Genomic DNA, 17,249 nt, shown 5'->3' with positions numbered 1-17,249 from the left:
GGAGAACGGCCCGCGCGCGGCCGCGCACCGGCGGGCGCGCACCCTCAGTCGCGCGGCGCCGCCGTCGAGGCGCGCGCGACCAGCACCGGCTCCGCCGCCGCTCCCGCGGCCGGCAGGCCCAGCACCTCCGCGACGACCCGGCGGGCCTCGCCGGCGGTGTCGACACGCACCGTGGTCAGCGCGGGCGTGTAGAAGGCGGCATCCGCGTTGTCGTCGAACCCGGTCACCGAGACGTCCTCGGGAACGCGCACCCCCGCGGCGACCAGCCCGGCGATGAGCCCGAGCGCCATCTGGTCGTTCGCCGCCGCGACCGCCGTCGGTCCGCCCGCGCCGCGCACCGCCTCTGCCACGTCGCGCGCGATCGCCGCTCCCGTGGCCGCGCTCCAGTCGCCGCGCCAGGTCGCCGCGGGACGGATGCCGGCGGCCGACAACGCCGCCTCGGCACCCTCGTCGCGGGCTGTCGCTTCGAGCCAGTCGGCCGGTCCGGCGAGCAGCGCGATACGGCGATGCCCGAGCGCGACGAGGTGGTCGACCGCGAGACCCGCCCCGACCCGCTGCCGCTCCGCACCGTCGCCGGTGTGGAGCGCGGCGAGCGGAGTCTCGCCGGCTATGCGGCGGAGGGCGGGGAGCGTCGCGGTGTGCGCAGCGACGACGATCAGCGCGTCGACCCCCTGGGCGAGAAGTCGCTGGGCGGCATCGGTGACGGATGCCGGGTCCGCGGCATCCGCGTAGGCCGTCGCCAGCCAGCGGTCCGCCTCGCGGGCGGCGGTGTCGAGCGCGGCGATTCCGGCGCCGGGGCCCCAGAGGGTCGCATCGGACGCGACGACCCCGACGGTGCGGGTCGTCGAGGTGCCGAGCGAACGCGCGGCATTGTTGACGCGGTAGCCGAGTTCGGCGATCGCGGCCTCGACGCGGGCGCGGGTCTCGGGGCGGAGGTTCGGGCTGTCGTTGATGACGCGCGACACGGTCTGCGTCGACACCCCTGCCCGCGCGGCGACGTCGCGCACGCTGGCGCGCATCGTCCCGGCCCGTCCCATGGCGCTCACTGTATCCCTCGGCGGACGCGGCCCCTTGCACGGGTCGCCGCCCGATGTCGAGGATCACGGACGATCCCGCGCGGGCGATTAGCGTGGACGTTTCGACGCCGACGCGGAGGAGGGACCGGATGCGGCTGCTGCAGCGACTCGCGCTCGGGCGCTTCTACGCGCGCCTGCCCGAATGGGTCCGCGTCGTCGTCGCCGTGAGCGCGGTCGTCCTCGGGATCGTCATCGTCATCCGCCCGACGACGGCTCTCGGCGTGCTCGCGTGGCTCATCGGCGGCGGCATGGTGCTCACCGGCGTCCTCGAGCTGACGGGGCGCGACGGCGAGGGCACGCGGCCGCGCTGGCGCACCGTGACGGGGGCGGCGTGGTTGCTCGGCGGGCTCGTCGTGCTCCTCACTCCCGGCTTGACGGTGCGCGTCGTCGCGACGCTCGTCGGCATCCTGCTCTTCGCCGCGGGTGCGCTGGGCATCGTCGCGGTTTTCGCGAAGGGCCGCACGCTCGATGCCCGCATCGCGGATGCCGCCTTCTCGATCTCGGGCGCGATCTTCGGCGTCCTTGCGCTCTTCTGGCCCGACATCACACTCCTCGTCGTCGCCGTGGTCTTCGGGGCGCGCCTCATCATGAGCGGCGTCGCCGACCTCTGGACCCGCATCCGCCGCCGCCGCGACACGCGAGCCGCGAACCGCCACGAACCGCGCCCGTTCCGGCGGTGGGGGCGCACGGTGACGGCGCTCGTCTCGGTCGCGCTCGCCGTGACGACGGCTCTCGTGACGGTGCCGCTCCGCGAAGGATCGACCGTCGTCGACGACTTCTACGCCGCGCCGCGTGACCTGCCGACCGAGCCGGGTCGCCTCGTCCGTGCCGAGGCGTTCACCGCCGGCATCCCGGTGTCGGCGACGGCCTGGCGCATCCTCTACACGACCACGGGCGTCGAGGGCGAGGTGCGGGTCGCGAGCGGCGTGGTCGTCGTGCCGAAGGAGGGCGACGGCAAGTGGCCGGTCATCGATTGGAACCACGGCACGACCGGGTACTCCGAGAACTGCGCCCCCTCTCTGCAGCCGCGCGGGCTGTGGTCGGGTGCGCTCTACATCCTGCCGACGATCATCCGGCAGGGATGGGCGGTCGTCGCGACCGACTACATCGGCCTCGGCACCGAGGGCCCGCATCCGTACCTCATCGGACCGCCGAGCGCGACGGCGTCGCTCGACGCGGTCCGCGCCGCCCGTGAGCTGCAGGATGCCGACCTCGGCACCCGCACGGTGATCTGGGGGCATTCGCAGGGCGGCGCCGCCGCGCTGTGGGCGGGCTCCATGGCCCGCGAATACGCGCCGGAGCTGTATGTGCAGGGTGTCGCGGCGCTGGCTCCCGCCAGCGATCCGCCCGCGCTCGTGCAGAACATCTCGAGCGTGACGGGCGGCAGCATCTTCGCCTCCTACGCCTTCGCGTCGTTCTCGTCGATCTACGACGACGTCTCGTACGACGACTACGTCCGCCCGGGGGCCGACACGGTGCTCAGGCAGATGTCCGAGCGGTGCCTGTCCGACCCCGCGATCGTCGTGTCGGTCGCGGCCTCGCTCGGGATGAGCGGCGATCCCCGCCTGTTCTCGGAGCCCCCGGCATCCGGCCCCCTCGGTGTCCATCTGCGCGACAACGCCGCGCCGCTCCACCAGAACGCCCCCGTGCTGCTCGCCCACGGTGGGGCGGACAGCGTCATCCCGGTCACGACCCAGACGGCGTTCGTTCGACGGATGTGCGCGGCCGGCCAGGTCGTCGACTACCGCATCTACGACGGCTACGAGCACGCCGGGGTCGTGGAACGCCCCTCGCCGCTCCTCGATGAGCTCATCGAGTGGACGACGGCTCGGTTCGCGGGCAAGCCGGCGCCCGAGAAGTGCTCGACCACGCGGGAATGAGCCGGCGCCGGAGTGCGGCCATAGGGTGGGACGCATGACCGAGAACACCCTTCCCTCCGGCATCGACCTCGACGAACTGAGCACCGAGGTCCGGCCGCAGGACGACCTGTTCCGCCACGTGAACGGCTCGTGGCTCGAGCGCACCGACATCCCCGAGGACAAGGCGCGCTGGGGCTCCTTCCACCTCATCGCCGAACAGGCCGAGAAGGACGTCAAGACGATCATCGAAGAGTCGACGGATGCCGAGCCGGGCACCGAGACCCGCAAGATCGGCGACCTCTACGCGAGCTTCATGGACACCGACGCGATCGAGGAGAAGGGCGCCGAGGCGGTTGCGCCCCAGCTCGCGCTCGTCGATCGGATCACCGGCATCCCGACCCTGCTGAGCACCGCGGGGTCGCTCGAACGCGAGGGCGTGCCGGGGATCTTCGGCACCTACATCGAGCCCGACCCGGGCAACCCGACGCGGTACGTGATGTTCCTCGTGCAGGGCGGGCTGTCGCTCCCCGACGAGAGCTACTACCGTCTCGACAACTTCGAGAAGACGCGTGTCGCGTTCCGCGCCTATGTCGCGAAGGTCTTCACCCTCGCCGGTGTCGAGAACGCCGAAGAGCAGGCCGACCGCGTCGTCGCCCTCGAGACGCAGATCGCCTCGCACCACTGGGACAACGTCCGCAGCCGCGACGCCGTCGCGACCTACAACCTGATGTCGTGGGATGCCGTCGTCCAGCTCACGGGCGCCGACCTGGCGCCCTGGCGCGACGCCGTCGCCCCCGGCAAGGCAGGCATCATCGAGGAGGTCGACGTCAACCAGCCGAGCTTCTTCGAGGGTCTCGGCACGCTCCTCGCCGAGGACCGGCTCGAGGACTGGAAAGCGTGGCTGCGGCTGCAGGTCATCCGCTCGTCGGCGCCATTCCTGTCGCAGGCGTTCGTCGACGCGAACTTCGCGTTCTACGGCACCGAGATGACCGGCGTGCCCGTGAACCGCGAGCGCTGGAAGCGGGGCGTCTCGCTCGTCGAGGCCGCGCTCGGCGAGGCCGTGGGCAAGGTGTACGTCGAGCGTCACTTCCCGCCGCGCGCGAAGGAGGAGATGGACGTCCTCGTCGACAACCTCATCGAGGCGTACCGGCAGTCGATCTCGTCGCTCGAGTGGATGACGCCCGCCACGCGCGAGCGCGCTCTCGAGAAGCTCGAGGCGTTCACCCCGAAGGTCGGCTACCCGGTGAAGTGGAAGGACTACTCGGCTCTCGAGGTCGACGCATCCGACCTCATCGGCAACGTCCGCCGCTCGAACGCGTGGCAGCACGACGAGCAGCTCGCGAAGCTCGGCGCCCCGATCGACCGCGACGAGTGGTTCATGACGCCGCAGACGGTCAACGCGTACTACAACCCGCTCATGAACGAGATCGTCTTCCCCGCCGCGATCCTGCAGTTCCCGTTCTTCGACATGGAGCGCGACCCGGCCGCCAACTACGGCGGCATCGGCGCGGTCATCGGTCACGAGATCGGCCACGGCTTCGACGACCAGGGGAGCGCGTTCGACGGCACCGGCGCGCTCAACGACTGGTGGACCGACGAGGACCGCGCATCGTTCACCGAGCGCACGAAGACGCTCATCGAGCAATACAACGAGCTCGTGCCGCGGGGGCTGTCGGAGGACAACACCGTCAACGGCGCGCTGACCATCGGTGAGAACATCGGCGATCTCGGCGGCCTCGGCATCGCGATCAAGGCGTACCGACTGCACCTGCAGACCACCGGGTCGACGGATGCCGACGGCCCCGTCATCGACGGACTCACCGGCATCCAGCGACTGCTTCTCAGCTGGGGCCAGATCTGGCAGCAGAAGGGGCGGGATGCCGAGACGATCCGCCTGCTCACGATCGACCCGCACTCGCCCAACGAGTTCCGCTGCAACCAGATCGTCCGCAACATCGACGAGTTCTACGCGGCGTTCGATGTGACCGAGGCCGACGAGCTTTGGCTCGATCAGGACAAGCGCGTCACCATCTGGTGACCGCGGTGCGCGGTGCGCCGGTCGTCAGCATCGAGCTCGAGTTCGATGCGGCGACCGAGCGTGCCGTGCGCGCGGAGTGGCAGGCGCTCGCCGACGCCGGGCTGTCGAGTCTCGCGGCGCACACCTCGCCCTCGAACGCGCCGCACGTGACGCTGCTCGTGCGTTCCGCTGTGTCGCTGTCGTCGGTGCCGCTGCCCGCGGCGTTCCCCGTGACGCTCGGTGCCCTGGTGCTGTTCGGGGCGGGGGAGCGGCGTGTGCTCGCCCGCTCGGTCGTGCCCTCGGCCGAGTTGCTCGCCCTGCACGCCGCCGTGCACGCCGCGGCCGGTCCGGGTGCCGACGCTCCGCACACCGCGCCGGGCGAGTGGATGCCACACGTCACCCTCGCGCGCCGGATCAAAGTCGCCGACCTCGAGCGCGCGCTGCCCCTGCTGGGGGACCCGATAGAGGGTACGGCGCGCGGGCTGCGGCGGTGGGACGCGGCATCCGCCACCGTCACCGAGCTCGGGGAATTCGCAGGCTGAGCGTGCGGCGGACGCCTCCCCGCCCGCGGTGACTGTGCGTTCCCCTGTCACGACTCGCCGTGTGGTGCTGCAGTTTGCGACGGGGGAGCGAGGGGGGCTGATCCCTGCAGGGGTCCAGTCGGGCTCGGCGCTGCCCTGCGGGCCGACGGCGGTGTGCCGACGGCGGGGTGCTCACGGGCACGCTGTGACGCGCCACGTTCCGGGGACCCGTGATGTCGCTCCGGCACCGCGCAGGCGACGAATCGAGTCCCCGGAACCCCGCCCCCGCGTCAGAAGACGATCGTGTGGTTCCCGTGGCGGATGACGCGGTCCTCGGAGTGCCAGCGGACGGCGCGCGAGAGCACCTGGCGCTCGACGTCGGCGCCGCGACGGACGAGCTCGGCGGTCGTGTCGGCGTGCGTGACGCGGATCGTGTCCTGCTCGATGATCGGGCCCTCGTCGAGGTCGCCGGTGACGTAGTGGCTCGTCGCGCCGATGAGCTTGACGCCCCGCTCCTTCGCCTTGCGGTACGGCTCGGCGCCGATGAAGGCGGGCAGGAACGAGTGGTGGATGTTGATGACCGGCACACCCAGCTCGTCGAGGAACTCCGGCGACAGAATCTGCATGTACCGCGCGAGCACCACGAAGTCGACGTTGCCCTTCAGCAGCTCGAGGATCTTCGCCTCCGAGGCCGACTTGTCGGGCCCCGGCGTCGACGGAACGTGGAAGAACGGGACGCCGAACGAGCGCACGTCATCCGCCGACGAGGTGTGGTTCGAGATCACCATCGGGATGCTGGTGGGCAGCTCACCGCGGCGGTTCCGCCACAGCAGATCGAGCAGGCAGTGGTCCTGCTTCGACGACAGGATCGCCATCCGCTTGGGCACGGACTGGTCGGTGAGCGACCACTCGAGGTCGAACGGCTTCAGCGTGTCGGCGATCTCCGTCTCGATGACGGGGCGCTGGCCGGCGAAGTCGGGGCGGTAGAAGACGACGCGCTGGAAGTACGCTCCACCGCGCGGGTCATCGGAGTACTGGTCGAACTGCACGATGTTGCCGCCGATCCGCGTGATCATCGCCGAGACGGCGGCGATGATCCCCGGGCTGTCCTTGCCGTGCACGATGAGGCAGGCGTGGTCGGGGTGGAGCTGCGGGGCGGGCGACGTCATCCTTCGATTCTGCCCTGCGACGACGGATGCCGCGGACCGACCCGGCCGCGCTGCGGGTGTACCCGCGGCTGTCCGCCGGATGCGCAAGCCGTTGGTCCGAACGGATGTCGCCTGCGACGCTCGAGCAATGACCGATCCGCAGACCGCTCGCCGGGCCCACTACGCCGCGTTCTACGGTGACCTGCCCGCCGCGGGGTACGGGGTCGTCGTCGGCAACTGCCAAGCGGAATCCGTGCGTCTGGTCCTCGACTCCGGCGAGATGCCTCTGCTGCGGATGCCGCCCGTCCACGAACTGGATGCCGCTGACACCGCCCGCCTCCACGAGGTGCTCGCGGGCGCATCGGCGCTCGTCGCCCAGCCGGTGAAGGACGATTACCACGGCCTCCCGCTCGGCACCCGGCAGCTGGCGGCATCCCTCCCGCCCTCCGGGCGCGCCGTCACGTTCCCCGTCGTTCGGTTCACCGGCCTGTATCCGTTCCAGGCCGCCCTTCACGTGCCCGGGACGGAGGAGGTGCCGCCGATCGTGGCGTACCACGATGTCCGCACGCTCGCGGAGGCCGCCGGCATCCCGGTCCGGTCGGAGCTGAGTGCCGAGGCGGTGCGCGCCGAGGCGGCCGACTCGCTCGCCGAACTCGGGCGGCGCGAGGAGTCCCTCGACGTCGCGATCTCGGATCTCTTCGCCGAGCCGCGCTTCGAGCTCGTGCGCACGGTGAACCACCCCGGCAACGAGGTGATCCTCGAGATCGGCGACCGCGTCCTCCGCGCGCTCGGACGCCCGGGCACCGCGACCGAGCCCGGCCGGCCGCTCCTCAACGCGGTGCACGCGCCCCGCGAGTCGTGGGTGATCGATGCGTGGGACCTCGACGCCGAGCCGCAGGCCGCCTGGACCGTGAACGGGGTTCCGGTCGATCCAGCCGAGGTCCGCGAGGCGCACCTCGAGTGGTACCGGCGGCATCCCGATTTCGTGCGCGGTGCTCTCGAGCGGCTGCGGCCGAGTGTCGAGCGCTGGCGGCGCTGATCGGCGTAGCGTGGCGGCATGGCTGACGCGCTGGACATCCGCGAACTGCACACGATCGACGAGATGGTCGCGGCGAGCGGCGTCTTCGAGGCGGTCTGGGGTTCGCCGGACGGCGGGATGCCGCCGAACCTCCTGCGCGCCCTGGAGCACTCCGGCAACTACGTCGTCGGCGTCTACGACGGCGAGCGGATGGTCGCGGCATCCGCGGCGTTCTTCGGTCCGCCGGGGTCACGCAGCATGCACTCCCACGTGACCGGCGTGCTGGCCGATGCGCAGGCGCGCGGGATCGGTCGAGCGCTCAAGGCGCACCAGCGCGAGTGGGCGTTCGCGCACGACGTCGGCACGATCACGTGGACGTTCGATCCGCTCATCGCCCGGAACGCCCACTTCAACCTCGAGGTGCTCGGCGGGCGCGTGACCGACTACCTCGTCGACCACTACGGCGACATGGGCGACGCGATCAACAGCGGCGACGAGAGCGACCGGCTCCATGTCGCGTGGCATCTCGCCTCGCCGGTCCCCACCCCGAATGCCGCCGACGTGGTCGCCGTGGTCCCGATCCCGGCCGACGTCGAGCGTCTCCGCGTGGATGATCCGGATGCCGCGGCCCGGGCACGCCGCGAAGTGCGAGACGCGTTCCACTCCCACCTCGCCGTGGGCCTCGTGGTGGGCGGGTTCCGCACCGGCGAGGGGTACCTCTTCACGCGGAGCTGAGCCGCGCGGTCAGCCGACCCGACGGGCTCCCTCGCCGAGGGCGTCGAGCTTCGCCCACGCGAGGTCGGGGTGGATGCGGCCGCCCAGGCCGCAGTCGGTCGAGGCGATGACGCGTTCGGCGCCGACGATGTCGGTGTACCGGCGGATGCGCTGCGCGACCAGGTCGGGGTGCTCGACGACGTTCGTGGCGTGGCTGACGACGCCCGGCACGAGGACGAGGTCGTCGGGGATCTCGGCATCCGCCCAGACGGCGAACTCGTGCTCGTGTCGGACGTTCCCCGCCTCGAACGAGATCGACCCGACGTTCGCTTCGAGCACGACCGGGAGGATGTCCTTCAGCTCGACGTCGGTCGTGTGCGGGCCGTGCCATGAGCCCCAACAGAGGTGCAGCCGCACCTGCTCCTTCGGGAGCCCCTCGATCGCCCGGTTGATGGCCTCGATGCGGATGCGGGTGAACGCCTGGTAGTCCGCGATCGAGGGCTCCGGGTCGATCTGATCGAAGTTCTCCGCGAGCGACGGGTCGTCGAGCTGCAGGATGAGGCCGGCGTCGGTGATCGCCCGGTACTCCTCGCGGAGTGCATCCGCCCACGCCTCGATGTGCTCCTCGTCGGTCGCGTAGTAGTCGTTGTGCACGCGCGCGGCCGACCCCGGCGCGATCGCCGTCAGGAAGCCCTGCTCGCCGTCCCGAAGTGCGGACGTGAGGTTCCGGATGTCGGCCGCCACGGCCTCGTGCCCGCGGTAGGCGATCGGCCCCGTCGTCGTCGGGAAGGCGGTGGCGATGCGACCGGATTCGACGGCCTCGGCGTAGACCGCGGGAAAGCGCTGACGGTCGCGACGGCCGAGGAAGCTCGTCAGGCGGATGTTCCCGGGAGTCGACAGGGTCGGCGGCTCGGTGAACGCGTTCACCTCGGTGAGGGACAGTCCGGAGACGCGTTGGAACGAGTAGCCCCACCACGCGCCGTAGTCGACCGGGTTCGTCATCGCCTTGCCGAACTCACCGTCTCCGACGAGAGTGATCCCCGCTGAGCGCTGGCGTTCGACGACCTCGGCCACCGCTCGTGCGGTGAGCTCCTCCGCCTCGGGACTGGGAAGCAGCGTGAAGCCGTCGTCGGCGAACGCTCGCGCGGCATTGGCCTCGATGAGCGCGCTCGAGCGGGGGAGGCTGCCGGAGGTGGTGGTTTCGAGGGGCATCGTCCGAGTCTAGGAATCCGCCACGGCCCGCGCACCCGTGCCGCAACCGCCCGTAACCTGACCCCTATGCCGCTCGCCTCTCACGCCGCATCCGTCCGTCTCGAAGAGATCGAACTGCGGGTGCTCCAGATCCCGCTCGTCGCGCCGTTCACGACGTCGTTCGGCACCGAGACGGTGCGCGAGGTCATCGTCGTCCGCGCCCGCACCGACGTCGGCGACGGCTGGGGGGAGATCGTCACCCAGAGCGCACCCCTCTACTCGAGCGAGTACACCCAGGGCGCGTGGGACGTCGCAACGCGCTGGCTCGCCCCCGCGCTGCTCGACCGCGGCGCCCTCGCGCCCGAGGACGTCGCTCCGACGCTCGAGCCGTTCGTCGGGCACCGCATGGCGAAGGCGGGTCTCGAGCTCGCCGTCATCGACGCGGCGCTCCGCTTCGAGGGGCGCTCGTTCGCGTCGTACCTGGGCGGCACGGCGGCGACGATCCCGTCGGGGGTGAGCGTCGGCATCCAGTCCGATCGCGCGGCCCTCGTGGAGACGGTCCGCGGCTACCTCGACGAGGGCTACGTACGGATCAAGATCAAGATCAAGCCCGGCCGCGACATCGCCGAGACGGATGCCGTGCGTTCCGCCTTCCCCGACATCCCCCTGCAGGTCGACGCGAACTCCGCCTACACACTCGCCGACGCCGACCTGCTCGCGCAGCTCGACCGCTTCGGCCTGCTGCTCATCGAGCAGCCGCTGCAGGAGGACGACATCGTCGACCACGCCGCGCTCGCCCAGCAGCTGAAGACGCCGATCTGCCTCGACGAGTCGATCACGTCGGTCAAAGCCGCGCGTGACGCGCTCGCCCTCGGCGCGACGACGGTCATCAACGTGAAGGCGGGCCGCGTCGGCGGCTACCTCGAGGCACTCCGGATCGCCGATCTCTGCGAGAGCGCCGGCATCCCGGTGTGGTGCGGCGGCATGCTCGAGACCGGTATCGGCCGCGCCGCCAACGCGGCGCTCGCCGCGCACCCCGCCTTCACGCTGCCGGGCGACGTCTCGGCATCCGCTCGCTTCTACGCGCAGGACATCGTGACCGAGCCCGCCGTCCTCGAGGACGGGCACGTGCGGGTGCCGACCGGGCCGGGGCTCGGCGTCGAGATCGATCCCGAGGCGCTCGAGGCCTTCACCGTCGCTCGCGAGACCCTGCGCGTCTAGCGAGCGCGGTCGTCACCAGAGGATGCCGCCGCCGACCGAGATGCCGCCCCACGTCAGCAGCACGAAGATACCGGCGAAGACGACCGGGGCGATGCCCTTGCCGCTGCGGGCCAGCCCCTTGAAGAGCGCGATCACGACGAGCACCGCCGCGACGAGCGAGAGCCCGCCACCGAGGATCAGCCCGATGAACAGCGGAATCGGCATGAGGATGAGGCCGGCGAGGCCGACCCAGAAGGCGGCCCAGGCGGTCGGGTTGGAACGGCGTTCGGTGGCGTAGGACATGCGTCCATCCTCGCGGACCGCCCGGGGTGTCGCGATGGGGTTGTTCCGAAGGGTCCGCCGTGTGAAGAGCGTCACTGTGAGAGCAGATCGGCGTGAGCCGACCGGCTGAGGTACAGCGCAACCGCGTCTCGGCTTTTCGCCAGGCACGCCAGCCGATCGTCCAGGGCATGCAGCTCGGCCGCGAGCTCTTCGGCCAGCCCGCGGGTGCACGAGGGCGGTTGGGTTGCACGGCAGTCCGCCTCGAGATCCAGCACGACTTTCACCATGCGCGTCGACAAGCCCGCCTGGATCAGTCCGCGCACGCGCTGCGCGCGCTCGACGGCGTCGTGGTCGTACTCGCGGTAGCCGTTGTCCGCGCGCTCGGACGACAGCAGACCCTGCTCCTCGTAATAACGCAGCATCCGCTGCGGGATGCCGGTGCGCGCCGTGACCTCGCCGATCCTCATCGCTCCTCGATCCCCGCTTGACCTTCACATTGATGTGAGACTCTACGCTCGAGATCATGAGCACGTCCACCGCCTCCATCCCCACGACGGCCACGTCCGCGCCGCGATTCCCCGTCGGAGCGCTCCTGCTCCTCAGCCTCGCGGTCTTCGTCACGGTCACGGCGGAGTCCCTGCCGGCCGGCCTGCTGCCCGAAATGGTCACAGGGCTGCAGACCGATCCGCTCGGCGTGGGCCTGCTCATCTCGGTATGGGCGCTGACGGTCATCGTCACGAGCATTCCGCTCGCTCGCCTGACCGCCCGCTTCGATCGGCGCCTCGTCGCCGCCGGCGCGCTCGCCGGCTTCGCCCTCGCGAACATGGCGACCGCCCTCGCCCCCACGTACGAGGTCGCCGTCGCGACCCGCATCGCTGGGGGCGTCGCGCACGGTCTCTTCTGGGCGATCGTCATCGTCTACGCGACCTCCCTCCTCGCGCCTTCCCACCTCGGCCGGGGGCTCGCCCTCGTGACCGCGGGCGGCACGGTCGCGACCCTCGCCGGCCTGCCCGCGGGCGCCCTCATCGCGCAGTTGCTGTCGTGGCGCTGGTCGTTCGGCGTCCTCGCTGGCGTGGCGCTCGCCTTGGCGGCGGTGATCGCGCTCCGGTTGCCGCGGCGCGCGCCCGAGGCCGTACTTCCGCGCGCCGAGCGCCCGGCGGGAGCGGATGCCTCGCTCCGCCCGATCGTGCTCTTCGCCGCGGCCGCCCTCGTTTTCGCGCTCGGACAGTTCGCGACCTTCACGTACGTCCGGCCCCTCCTCGAAGTCTCGGCGGGAGCGCCCGAGGCGCAGGTGCCGCTGCTGCTGTTCGGCTACGGCGCGGCGGGTCTCGTCGGTGTCGTCGTCGCGGGTCCACTCGCCGACCGCTGGCCGCGAGGTTCGCTCGTCGCCGTGCTCGCGAGCCTGGCGGTGGCGTTCGGCATCCTGAGCTTCGCCGCCGACACCCCGCTGATGTACGTCGCGCTCGCAGCCTGGGGCTTCACGATCGGCGCCTACTTCCCGCTGCAGCAGTCCATGCTCATGCGGATCGCCACGGATCGCACCCGCACGCTCGCCAGCGCCGGCGTCGTCGTCACCTTCAACGTCGGCATCGCGGCGGGCCCATGGCTCGGCGACCTCGTCGGCGGCGCGGACCGGCCCACGGGCGCGACCGCGCTCTCGGGCGGCGCAGTCCTCGTCGCCCTCGCGCTCGTCATCGCGGCGCTCGCGGCGGGCACCCGCCGCCGCGCGTAAGCGGATGCAATGGATTCTCGGCGACACGCCGGGACGGAGGGGGATGCCGCGGCGCGCCGCGCAGCATCCGTTGCATCTCGTGACATCCACCCCGGGCCCGGCGCCCGGGCGGAGGCGTCAGCTGCGCAGGCTCGGCCGCGCCTCGTGCGGGTCGCGGCGCTGGGGGATGAAGAGCGCGACCGCCAGGGCCGCCGCCGCGGCGCCGAGGCCGAGCGCGAACGAGAGCCGGAAGGCGTCCGGCGACGGCACGGCGACGCCGCCGTGGTCGACCGTGAGCGCGGCGAGCACCGCGCCGACGACGGCAGCGGCGATCGAGGTTCCGAGCGAGCGGAACAGGGCGTTCAGGCCGTTCGAGGCGCCGGTCTCGTGCTGCGGGACGGAGCGCATGATCAGCATCGGCATCCCGGCGTAGCCGAACCCGATGCCGACGCCGATGAGCAGGTTGGCGACCAGCAGGTGCCAGACCTCCGACGCCCACAGCAGCGAGTAGGCGTAGGCGACGACGAGGGCGCTGGCCCCCATGATGAGCAGCACGCGCGGCCCGATGGTGCGCGCGAGGCGCCCCGAGAACGGCGACAGCACCATCATCACGAGGCCCGCGGGCATGACGATGAGGCTGGCCTGGAAGAGGGTGAGTCCGAATCCACCGACGGATGCCGGGAGCTCCAGCATCTGCGGGTACGAGACGTTCGAGGCGAACAGCGAGAAGCCCATCGCGACCGACGCGAGGTTCGTCAGGAGCACGGCCGGGCGGGCGGCGACCCGCAGGTCGAGGAGCGGTTCCTTGATGCGCAGCTCGAACCAGCCCCAGACGAGCAGGACGACGATCCCGCCGATCCCGAGGGTGAGGGTGGCGGGCGAGGTCCAGCCCCACGTGTTGCCGCGTGACACGGCGAGGAGCACTCCTGTGAGACCGACGGCCAGGCCCGCGGCTCCCGCGAAGTCGAAGCGGCCCGCCGTGCGGAGCACGCTCGCCGGCACGACGAGCGCGACGAGGATGAAGACGACGACACCGAGGCCTGCGGCCATCCAGAACAGGACGTGCCAGTCGCTCGTCTCGGTGATGATCGCGCTGACAGGCATGCCGACGGCGCCGCCGACGCCGAGCGTCGCGGACATCAGGGCGATCGCGGCATCCACTCGGTCCTCGTGCAGCACATCGCGCATGATCGAGATGCCGAGCGGAACGACACCCGTGACGGCGCCCTGCAGCGCTCGTCCGACGATGATCCCGCCGATCCCGGGGGAGAGCGCTGCGATCACCGAGCCGGCGATGAGAAGCCCCAGCAGGATGAGGACGATGCGGCGCTTGCCGTACATGTCGCCGAGCCGGCCCGCGATCGGAGTGGAGACGGCAGCCGCGAGAAGGGTCGCGGTCACGACCCAGGCGGTGTCCTCGCGAGAGGCGTTCAGGAGCTCCGGGAGCTTCGCCTGGATCGGCACCACGAGCGTGAACATGAACGAGGACGCGAGCCCCGCGATCGCCAGAACGGCGACGATCGCGCCCTGACGTGGCATCCGGGTGAGTCTGCGTCTGTCGTCCGAGGGCATCCCTCCAGGTTATCCCCGGCAGCGGACACCGGATGCCGAGGGGCGAGCGTCAGCCCGCCGACCGCCACGCGTCCGACTCGAGGTGAGAGCCGGCCTGCGGGCCCATCTGCAGCATCCCGCCGTCGACGACCCACGTCGCACCCGTGACATACGAGGACGCCCCGGACGCGAGGAAGGCGATGACGTCGGCGATCTCCTCGGGCTTTCCGGGACGGGGGATCGGGATGCCGGGGCGGTGCGTGTTCTCCGCGTCCTCGCCCTCCATGTCGTTGATCGGGGTCGCGATCTCACCGGGAGCCACCGAGTTCACGGTGATCCCCTTCGCGCCGAGCTCCTGCGCCATCGTCTTCACGAGGCCCTCGAGGCCGTGCTTGGAGGCGACGTAGGCGGCCGAGCCGACGCGCGGCTGCGAGCCGTGGACACTCGTGACTGCGATGATGCGGCCTTCCTGGCCGGCATCCGCCATGAGGGTCGCCGCCGTGTGCATGCCGACGAAGGCACCGTCGAGGTTGAGGCCGACGACCGTCCGCCAGCCCTCGATGTCCATGTCGAGGAAGGGGCCGCCCGTTCCGCCGCCGGCGTTGTTGACGAACACGTCGAGGCCGCCGAGCTCTTCCGCCAGGTGGCGGACGACGCCGGGGACCGACTCGAGGTCGGTGGCGTCGAACTGTGCGACGACGGCCTTCCGGCCCCGGCGGCGGACCTCTTCCGCGGTCTCGTTCGCGCCGTCCTCGTCGGAATGCCAGGTGACGCCGACGTCCATCCCGGCGTCGGCGAGAGCGAGGGCGGTCGCGCGCCCGATCCCGGAGTCGGAGGCGGTCACGATGGCGCGGCGAGGGGAGAAGGTCATGGTCCGACGCTACGAACCGGAGCGACTGCGGCCCACCGGGTTGACAGGGATGCGGCCCCGGACGTACCGGAGCCGCATCCGGTCAGCGTGACGAGATCGCCCGTAGGCGCGCGATGTCCGGCTCGGACAGCAGCGCCCGCGGCATGACCGCGACGGGGCCCAGGCGCGACCCGACCTTCAGCAGGAGTGCGTCGCCTGCGGCATCCACCCGGCGGAACGCCGTGAAGCGGATCTCGCTCGTTCCGAGCGCCGAGGTGGCGTGCAGTGCGTCATCCGTGAGCGTCGCGGTGGCGACGGAGCCGATCGGGTACGCGCGAAGGATCGACGACCGCACGGCGACCCATGACGCGATCACCGCTCCGCTCAGGATGACCACGAGGGCGACGCCGACCCAGGCCGCGCCCTCGCTTCCCGTGAGGGTGAGCACGACGCTCAGCGCGACGATCACGGCCGTGAGGCTCATCAGCACGATCCACGACGGCTGCGTCAGCTGCCATCGCAAGAAACCGCGCGCGAGGCGGGAGGCCAGCTGTTCGTCGACGACGAGCGACCGGCCTCCCTCGGGCGTACTCACACGGCGTCCGGCGACGGGGCGTCAGCGGATGCCGCGGTCCCGGCCGGGGCCGCAGTCTCAGCCGTCCGACGACGCAGCGGCGCCGCGTCCTGTGCCTGCTCGTTCTGCAGACCCTGCTCGTTCTGCAAACCCTGGGCGATGCCGCGGCCGGTGGCCTGGCCCTGGATGATGCCACGGAGGTCGATGCCGGTCGCCGCCTGCACGGCGTCGAACGTGGCGCGCATGCTCGACGCGCTCTCGCTCGCCATGTGGCTCGACGCGCCCTCGCCGCCGAGGACCGTGATCGAGCCGACCTTGTCGAAGCCGCGGGCGAACTCGGTCATGAGCGGCACGAGGGCCTCGATCGCCCGCTGGGCGAGCAGTGCCTGCTGGTTCTCGGCGAGGGCGCGTGCCTCGGCCGTGAGGGCCGCAGCGCGCGCTTCACCTTCGAGCCGTACGGCGGCGGCGTCGGCCTCGGCGCGCAGGCGCGTGGCCTCGGCTTCCTGCGCAGCGATCTGCGCACGAGCCTCGGCCGCCTTGACCTGCGTGTACGCGTCGGCGTCGGCGGAACGCTCGCGCTCGTAGAGCGACGCGTCGGCGACCTTCTTGACGTCGGCGTCGAGCTGGGCCTGACGGTTCTCGGCCTGCTGCAGGAGGACGGCCTGCTCGCGCTCGGCGCGGGCGAGAGCCTCAGCCTGCTCGGCCTCGGCGCGGGCACGACCGACTTCGGCGGCGGCGGCGGCGGAGTTCTTGTCGTACGCCGTCTGCTCGATGAGGTTCGCCTCGTCGGTCGCGATCTGGCGAGCCTTCACTTCGCGGGCCGCGTTGATGCGGGCGACCTCGGCCTCGCGGCGGACGCGCTCGACCTCGGTCGCGCCGAGGGCGTCGATGTAGCCGTTCTTGTCGGTGACGCCCTGGATCTGGAAGGAGTCGAGGATGAGGCCCTGCGAGAGCAGGTCACTCTTGATGCCGTCGGCGATCTGGTCGCTCAGCTTCTGGCGGTCGTTCATGAGCTGCTCGACGGTCAGTGTCGCGACGACGCCGCGGAGAGCACCCTCGAGCTGCTCGGTGGTGAACTGCTCGATTGCGCCGTCCTGCGACAGGAACCGCTCGGCGGCACGGCGGACCAGTTCGGGGTCGGAGCCGATCTTGACGAGCGCGACACCGCTCACGTTGACCGTGACACCGGTGGACGACTGAGCCGTCGGCTCCATCTTGATCTGGCGTGCACGCAGCGAGATCATCTCGGCGCGTTGGGTCAGCGGGTTCACGAGGGCGCCGCCGCCGGTGATGACGGAGATGCGCGACGAGTCACCCGACGCGTTCTTCTGGTTGCGTCCGACGATCACGAGCGCCTGGTCGGCCTTGGCGACCTTGTACCAGGCGCGCAGGATGACCATGAAGATGATGATGAAGACGATGACGGCGACGATGGCGACGCCACCGATCACGAAAGCGCCTCCGGCTGCGAGTACGTCCATGAATGTGTTCCCCCTGAGTCCCGATGGTCGGTCGTTCCCGGCACGGTTCACGTGCT

General features: G+C 71.3%; 16 protein-coding genes. 7 read left to right on the top strand and 9 right to left on the bottom strand.

Annotated features, from left to right (window positions below; all coding sequences use genetic code 11):
• Positions 1-44: 44 nt before the first annotated feature.
• The gene (locus tag ABQ271_RS13330) at positions 45-1,037 is read right to left on the bottom strand and encodes a substrate-binding domain-containing protein (RefSeq protein WP_349309215.1); all 993 of its coding nucleotides are present in this window, start codon (positions 1,035-1,037) and stop codon (positions 45-47) included.
• A gap of 128 nt (positions 1,038-1,165) precedes the next feature.
• Between ABQ271_RS13330 and ABQ271_RS13325 the strand changes: the two genes are divergently transcribed.
• From ABQ271_RS13325 to ABQ271_RS13315, 3 genes are read left to right on the top strand one after another with little or no spacing between them, the layout of a single operon-like run.
• Positions 1,166-2,956 (top strand): alpha/beta fold hydrolase, encoded by a 1,791-nt coding sequence (locus tag ABQ271_RS13325; RefSeq protein ID WP_349309214.1) that lies wholly within the window; start codon positions 1,166-1,168, stop codon positions 2,954-2,956.
• Positions 2,957-2,990: 34 nt separating this feature from the next.
• The gene (locus ABQ271_RS13320) at positions 2,991-4,973 is read left to right on the top strand and encodes a M13-type metalloendopeptidase (RefSeq protein ID WP_349309213.1); all 1,983 of its coding nucleotides are present in this window, start codon (positions 2,991-2,993) and stop codon (positions 4,971-4,973) included.
• Positions 4,970-5,494, top strand: coding sequence for a 2'-5' RNA ligase family protein (locus ABQ271_RS13315; RefSeq protein ID WP_349309212.1), 525 nt, complete (start codon positions 4,970-4,972; stop codon positions 5,492-5,494). The genes ABQ271_RS13320 and ABQ271_RS13315 overlap by 4 nt, the downstream gene beginning before the upstream one ends.
• A gap of 269 nt (positions 5,495-5,763) precedes the next feature.
• Here the strand turns inward: ABQ271_RS13315 and purU are convergent, their stop codons facing one another.
• Positions 5,764-6,642: a formyltetrahydrofolate deformylase gene (gene purU / locus ABQ271_RS13310; RefSeq protein ID WP_036309658.1), complete on the bottom strand. Its 879-nt coding sequence runs from the start codon at positions 6,640-6,642 to the stop codon at positions 5,764-5,766.
• A gap of 127 nt (positions 6,643-6,769) precedes the next feature.
• Here purU and ABQ271_RS13305 point away from each other — a divergent pair, with 127 nt between their 5' ends.
• Both ABQ271_RS13305 and ABQ271_RS13300 read left to right on the top strand, forming a co-directional pair.
• A complete protein-coding gene (locus ABQ271_RS13305) occupies positions 6,770-7,660 on the top strand; it encodes a WcbI family polysaccharide biosynthesis putative acetyltransferase (RefSeq protein ID WP_349309211.1) in 891 nt (296 codons plus the stop codon).
• An 18-nt stretch (positions 7,661-7,678) separates the two neighbouring features.
• Positions 7,679-8,374 carry a GNAT family N-acetyltransferase gene (locus ABQ271_RS13300; protein ID WP_349309210.1) on the top strand — a complete coding sequence of 232 codons (696 nt, stop codon included), beginning with the start codon at positions 7,679-7,681 and terminating at the stop codon, positions 8,372-8,374.
• Positions 8,375-8,383: 9 nt separating this feature from the next.
• On the opposite strand, the gene ABQ271_RS13295 is transcribed toward ABQ271_RS13300, so the two are convergent.
• Complete coding sequence (locus tag ABQ271_RS13295) at positions 8,384-9,565, bottom strand: cobalamin-independent methionine synthase II family protein (protein WP_349309209.1); 1,182 nt, start codon at positions 9,563-9,565, stop codon at positions 8,384-8,386.
• A 66-nt stretch (positions 9,566-9,631) separates the two neighbouring features.
• Here ABQ271_RS13295 and menC point away from each other — a divergent pair, with 66 nt between their 5' ends.
• Positions 9,632-10,765 (top strand): o-succinylbenzoate synthase, encoded by a 1,134-nt coding sequence (gene menC / locus ABQ271_RS13290; RefSeq protein WP_349309208.1) that lies wholly within the window; start codon positions 9,632-9,634, stop codon positions 10,763-10,765.
• Between the two features lie 12 nt (positions 10,766-10,777).
• On the opposite strand, the gene ABQ271_RS13285 is transcribed toward menC, so the two are convergent.
• Together ABQ271_RS13285 and ABQ271_RS13280 are read right to left on the bottom strand one after the other, a co-directional pair.
• Entirely contained in the window at positions 10,778-11,047 is a 270-nt protein-coding gene (locus ABQ271_RS13285; RefSeq protein ID WP_349309207.1) for a hypothetical protein, read from the bottom strand.
• 71 nt (positions 11,048-11,118) lie between these two features.
• Entirely contained in the window at positions 11,119-11,493 is a 375-nt protein-coding gene (locus ABQ271_RS13280) for a MerR family transcriptional regulator (protein ID WP_349309206.1), read from the bottom strand.
• Between the two features lie 56 nt (positions 11,494-11,549).
• Here ABQ271_RS13280 and ABQ271_RS13275 point away from each other — a divergent pair, with 56 nt between their 5' ends.
• The gene (locus ABQ271_RS13275; protein WP_349309205.1) at positions 11,550-12,758 is read left to right on the top strand and encodes an MFS transporter; all 1,209 of its coding nucleotides are present in this window, start codon (positions 11,550-11,552) and stop codon (positions 12,756-12,758) included.
• 117 nt (positions 12,759-12,875) lie between these two features.
• On the opposite strand, the gene ABQ271_RS13270 is transcribed toward ABQ271_RS13275, so the two are convergent.
• The 4 genes from ABQ271_RS13270 to ABQ271_RS13255 form a co-directional block, all read right to left on the bottom strand.
• Entirely contained in the window at positions 12,876-14,276 is a 1,401-nt protein-coding gene (locus ABQ271_RS13270) for an MFS transporter (RefSeq protein ID WP_349310908.1), read from the bottom strand.
• A gap of 82 nt (positions 14,277-14,358) precedes the next feature.
• Complete coding sequence (locus tag ABQ271_RS13265) at positions 14,359-15,159, bottom strand: SDR family oxidoreductase (RefSeq protein ID WP_349309204.1); 801 nt, start codon at positions 15,157-15,159, stop codon at positions 14,359-14,361.
• Between the two features lie 82 nt (positions 15,160-15,241).
• Positions 15,242-15,733 carry a hypothetical protein gene (locus tag ABQ271_RS13260; RefSeq protein ID WP_349309203.1) on the bottom strand — a complete coding sequence of 164 codons (492 nt, stop codon included), beginning with the start codon at positions 15,731-15,733 and terminating at the stop codon, positions 15,242-15,244.
• On the bottom strand, positions 15,730-17,193 hold the full coding sequence (locus tag ABQ271_RS13255) for a flotillin family protein (RefSeq protein WP_349309202.1): 1,464 nt from the start codon (positions 17,191-17,193) through the stop codon (positions 15,730-15,732). The genes ABQ271_RS13260 and ABQ271_RS13255 overlap by 4 nt, the downstream gene beginning before the upstream one ends.
• Positions 17,194-17,249: the final 56 nt, after the last annotated feature.

The organism is Microbacterium sp. MM2322 (genome assembly GCF_964186585.1).
Taxonomy (GTDB): Bacteria; Actinomycetota; Actinomycetes; order Actinomycetales; family Microbacteriaceae; genus Microbacterium.
The sequence above is the reverse complement of the archived record's forward strand: the minus strand, read 5'-3'. Positions and strand labels throughout refer to the sequence as shown.

What these genes read in the sequence shown, in the direction of transcription:
- ABQ271_RS13330 (WP_349309215.1), bottom strand. Translation starts at nt 1,037, where the DNA reads ATGGGACGGGCCGGGACGATGCGCGCCAGCGTGCGCGACGTCGCCGCG.
- ABQ271_RS13325 (WP_349309214.1), top strand. Translation starts at nt 1,166, where the DNA reads ATGCGGCTGCTGCAGCGACTCGCGCTCGGGCGCTTCTACGCGCGCCTG.
- ABQ271_RS13320 (WP_349309213.1), top strand. Translation starts at nt 2,991, where the DNA reads ATGACCGAGAACACCCTTCCCTCCGGCATCGACCTCGACGAACTGAGC.
- purU (WP_036309658.1), bottom strand. Translation starts at nt 6,642, where the DNA reads ATGACGTCGCCCGCCCCGCAGCTCCACCCCGACCACGCCTGCCTCATC.
- ABQ271_RS13305 (WP_349309211.1), top strand. Translation starts at nt 6,770, where the DNA reads ATGACCGATCCGCAGACCGCTCGCCGGGCCCACTACGCCGCGTTCTAC.
- ABQ271_RS13300 (WP_349309210.1), top strand. Translation starts at nt 7,679, where the DNA reads ATGGCTGACGCGCTGGACATCCGCGAACTGCACACGATCGACGAGATG.
- ABQ271_RS13295 (WP_349309209.1), bottom strand. Translation starts at nt 9,565, where the DNA reads ATGCCCCTCGAAACCACCACCTCCGGCAGCCTCCCCCGCTCGAGCGCG.
- menC (WP_349309208.1), top strand. Translation starts at nt 9,632, where the DNA reads ATGCCGCTCGCCTCTCACGCCGCATCCGTCCGTCTCGAAGAGATCGAA.
- ABQ271_RS13285 (WP_349309207.1), bottom strand. Translation starts at nt 11,047, where the DNA reads ATGTCCTACGCCACCGAACGCCGTTCCAACCCGACCGCCTGGGCCGCC.
- ABQ271_RS13280 (WP_349309206.1), bottom strand. Translation starts at nt 11,493, where the DNA reads ATGAGGATCGGCGAGGTCACGGCGCGCACCGGCATCCCGCAGCGGATG.
- ABQ271_RS13275 (WP_349309205.1), top strand. Translation starts at nt 11,550, where the DNA reads ATGAGCACGTCCACCGCCTCCATCCCCACGACGGCCACGTCCGCGCCG.
- ABQ271_RS13270 (WP_349310908.1), bottom strand. Translation starts at nt 14,276, where the DNA reads ATGCCACGTCAGGGCGCGATCGTCGCCGTTCTGGCGATCGCGGGGCTC.
- ABQ271_RS13265 (WP_349309204.1), bottom strand. Translation starts at nt 15,159, where the DNA reads ATGACCTTCTCCCCTCGCCGCGCCATCGTGACCGCCTCCGACTCCGGG.
- ABQ271_RS13255 (WP_349309202.1), bottom strand. Translation starts at nt 17,193, where the DNA reads ATGGACGTACTCGCAGCCGGAGGCGCTTTCGTGATCGGTGGCGTCGCC.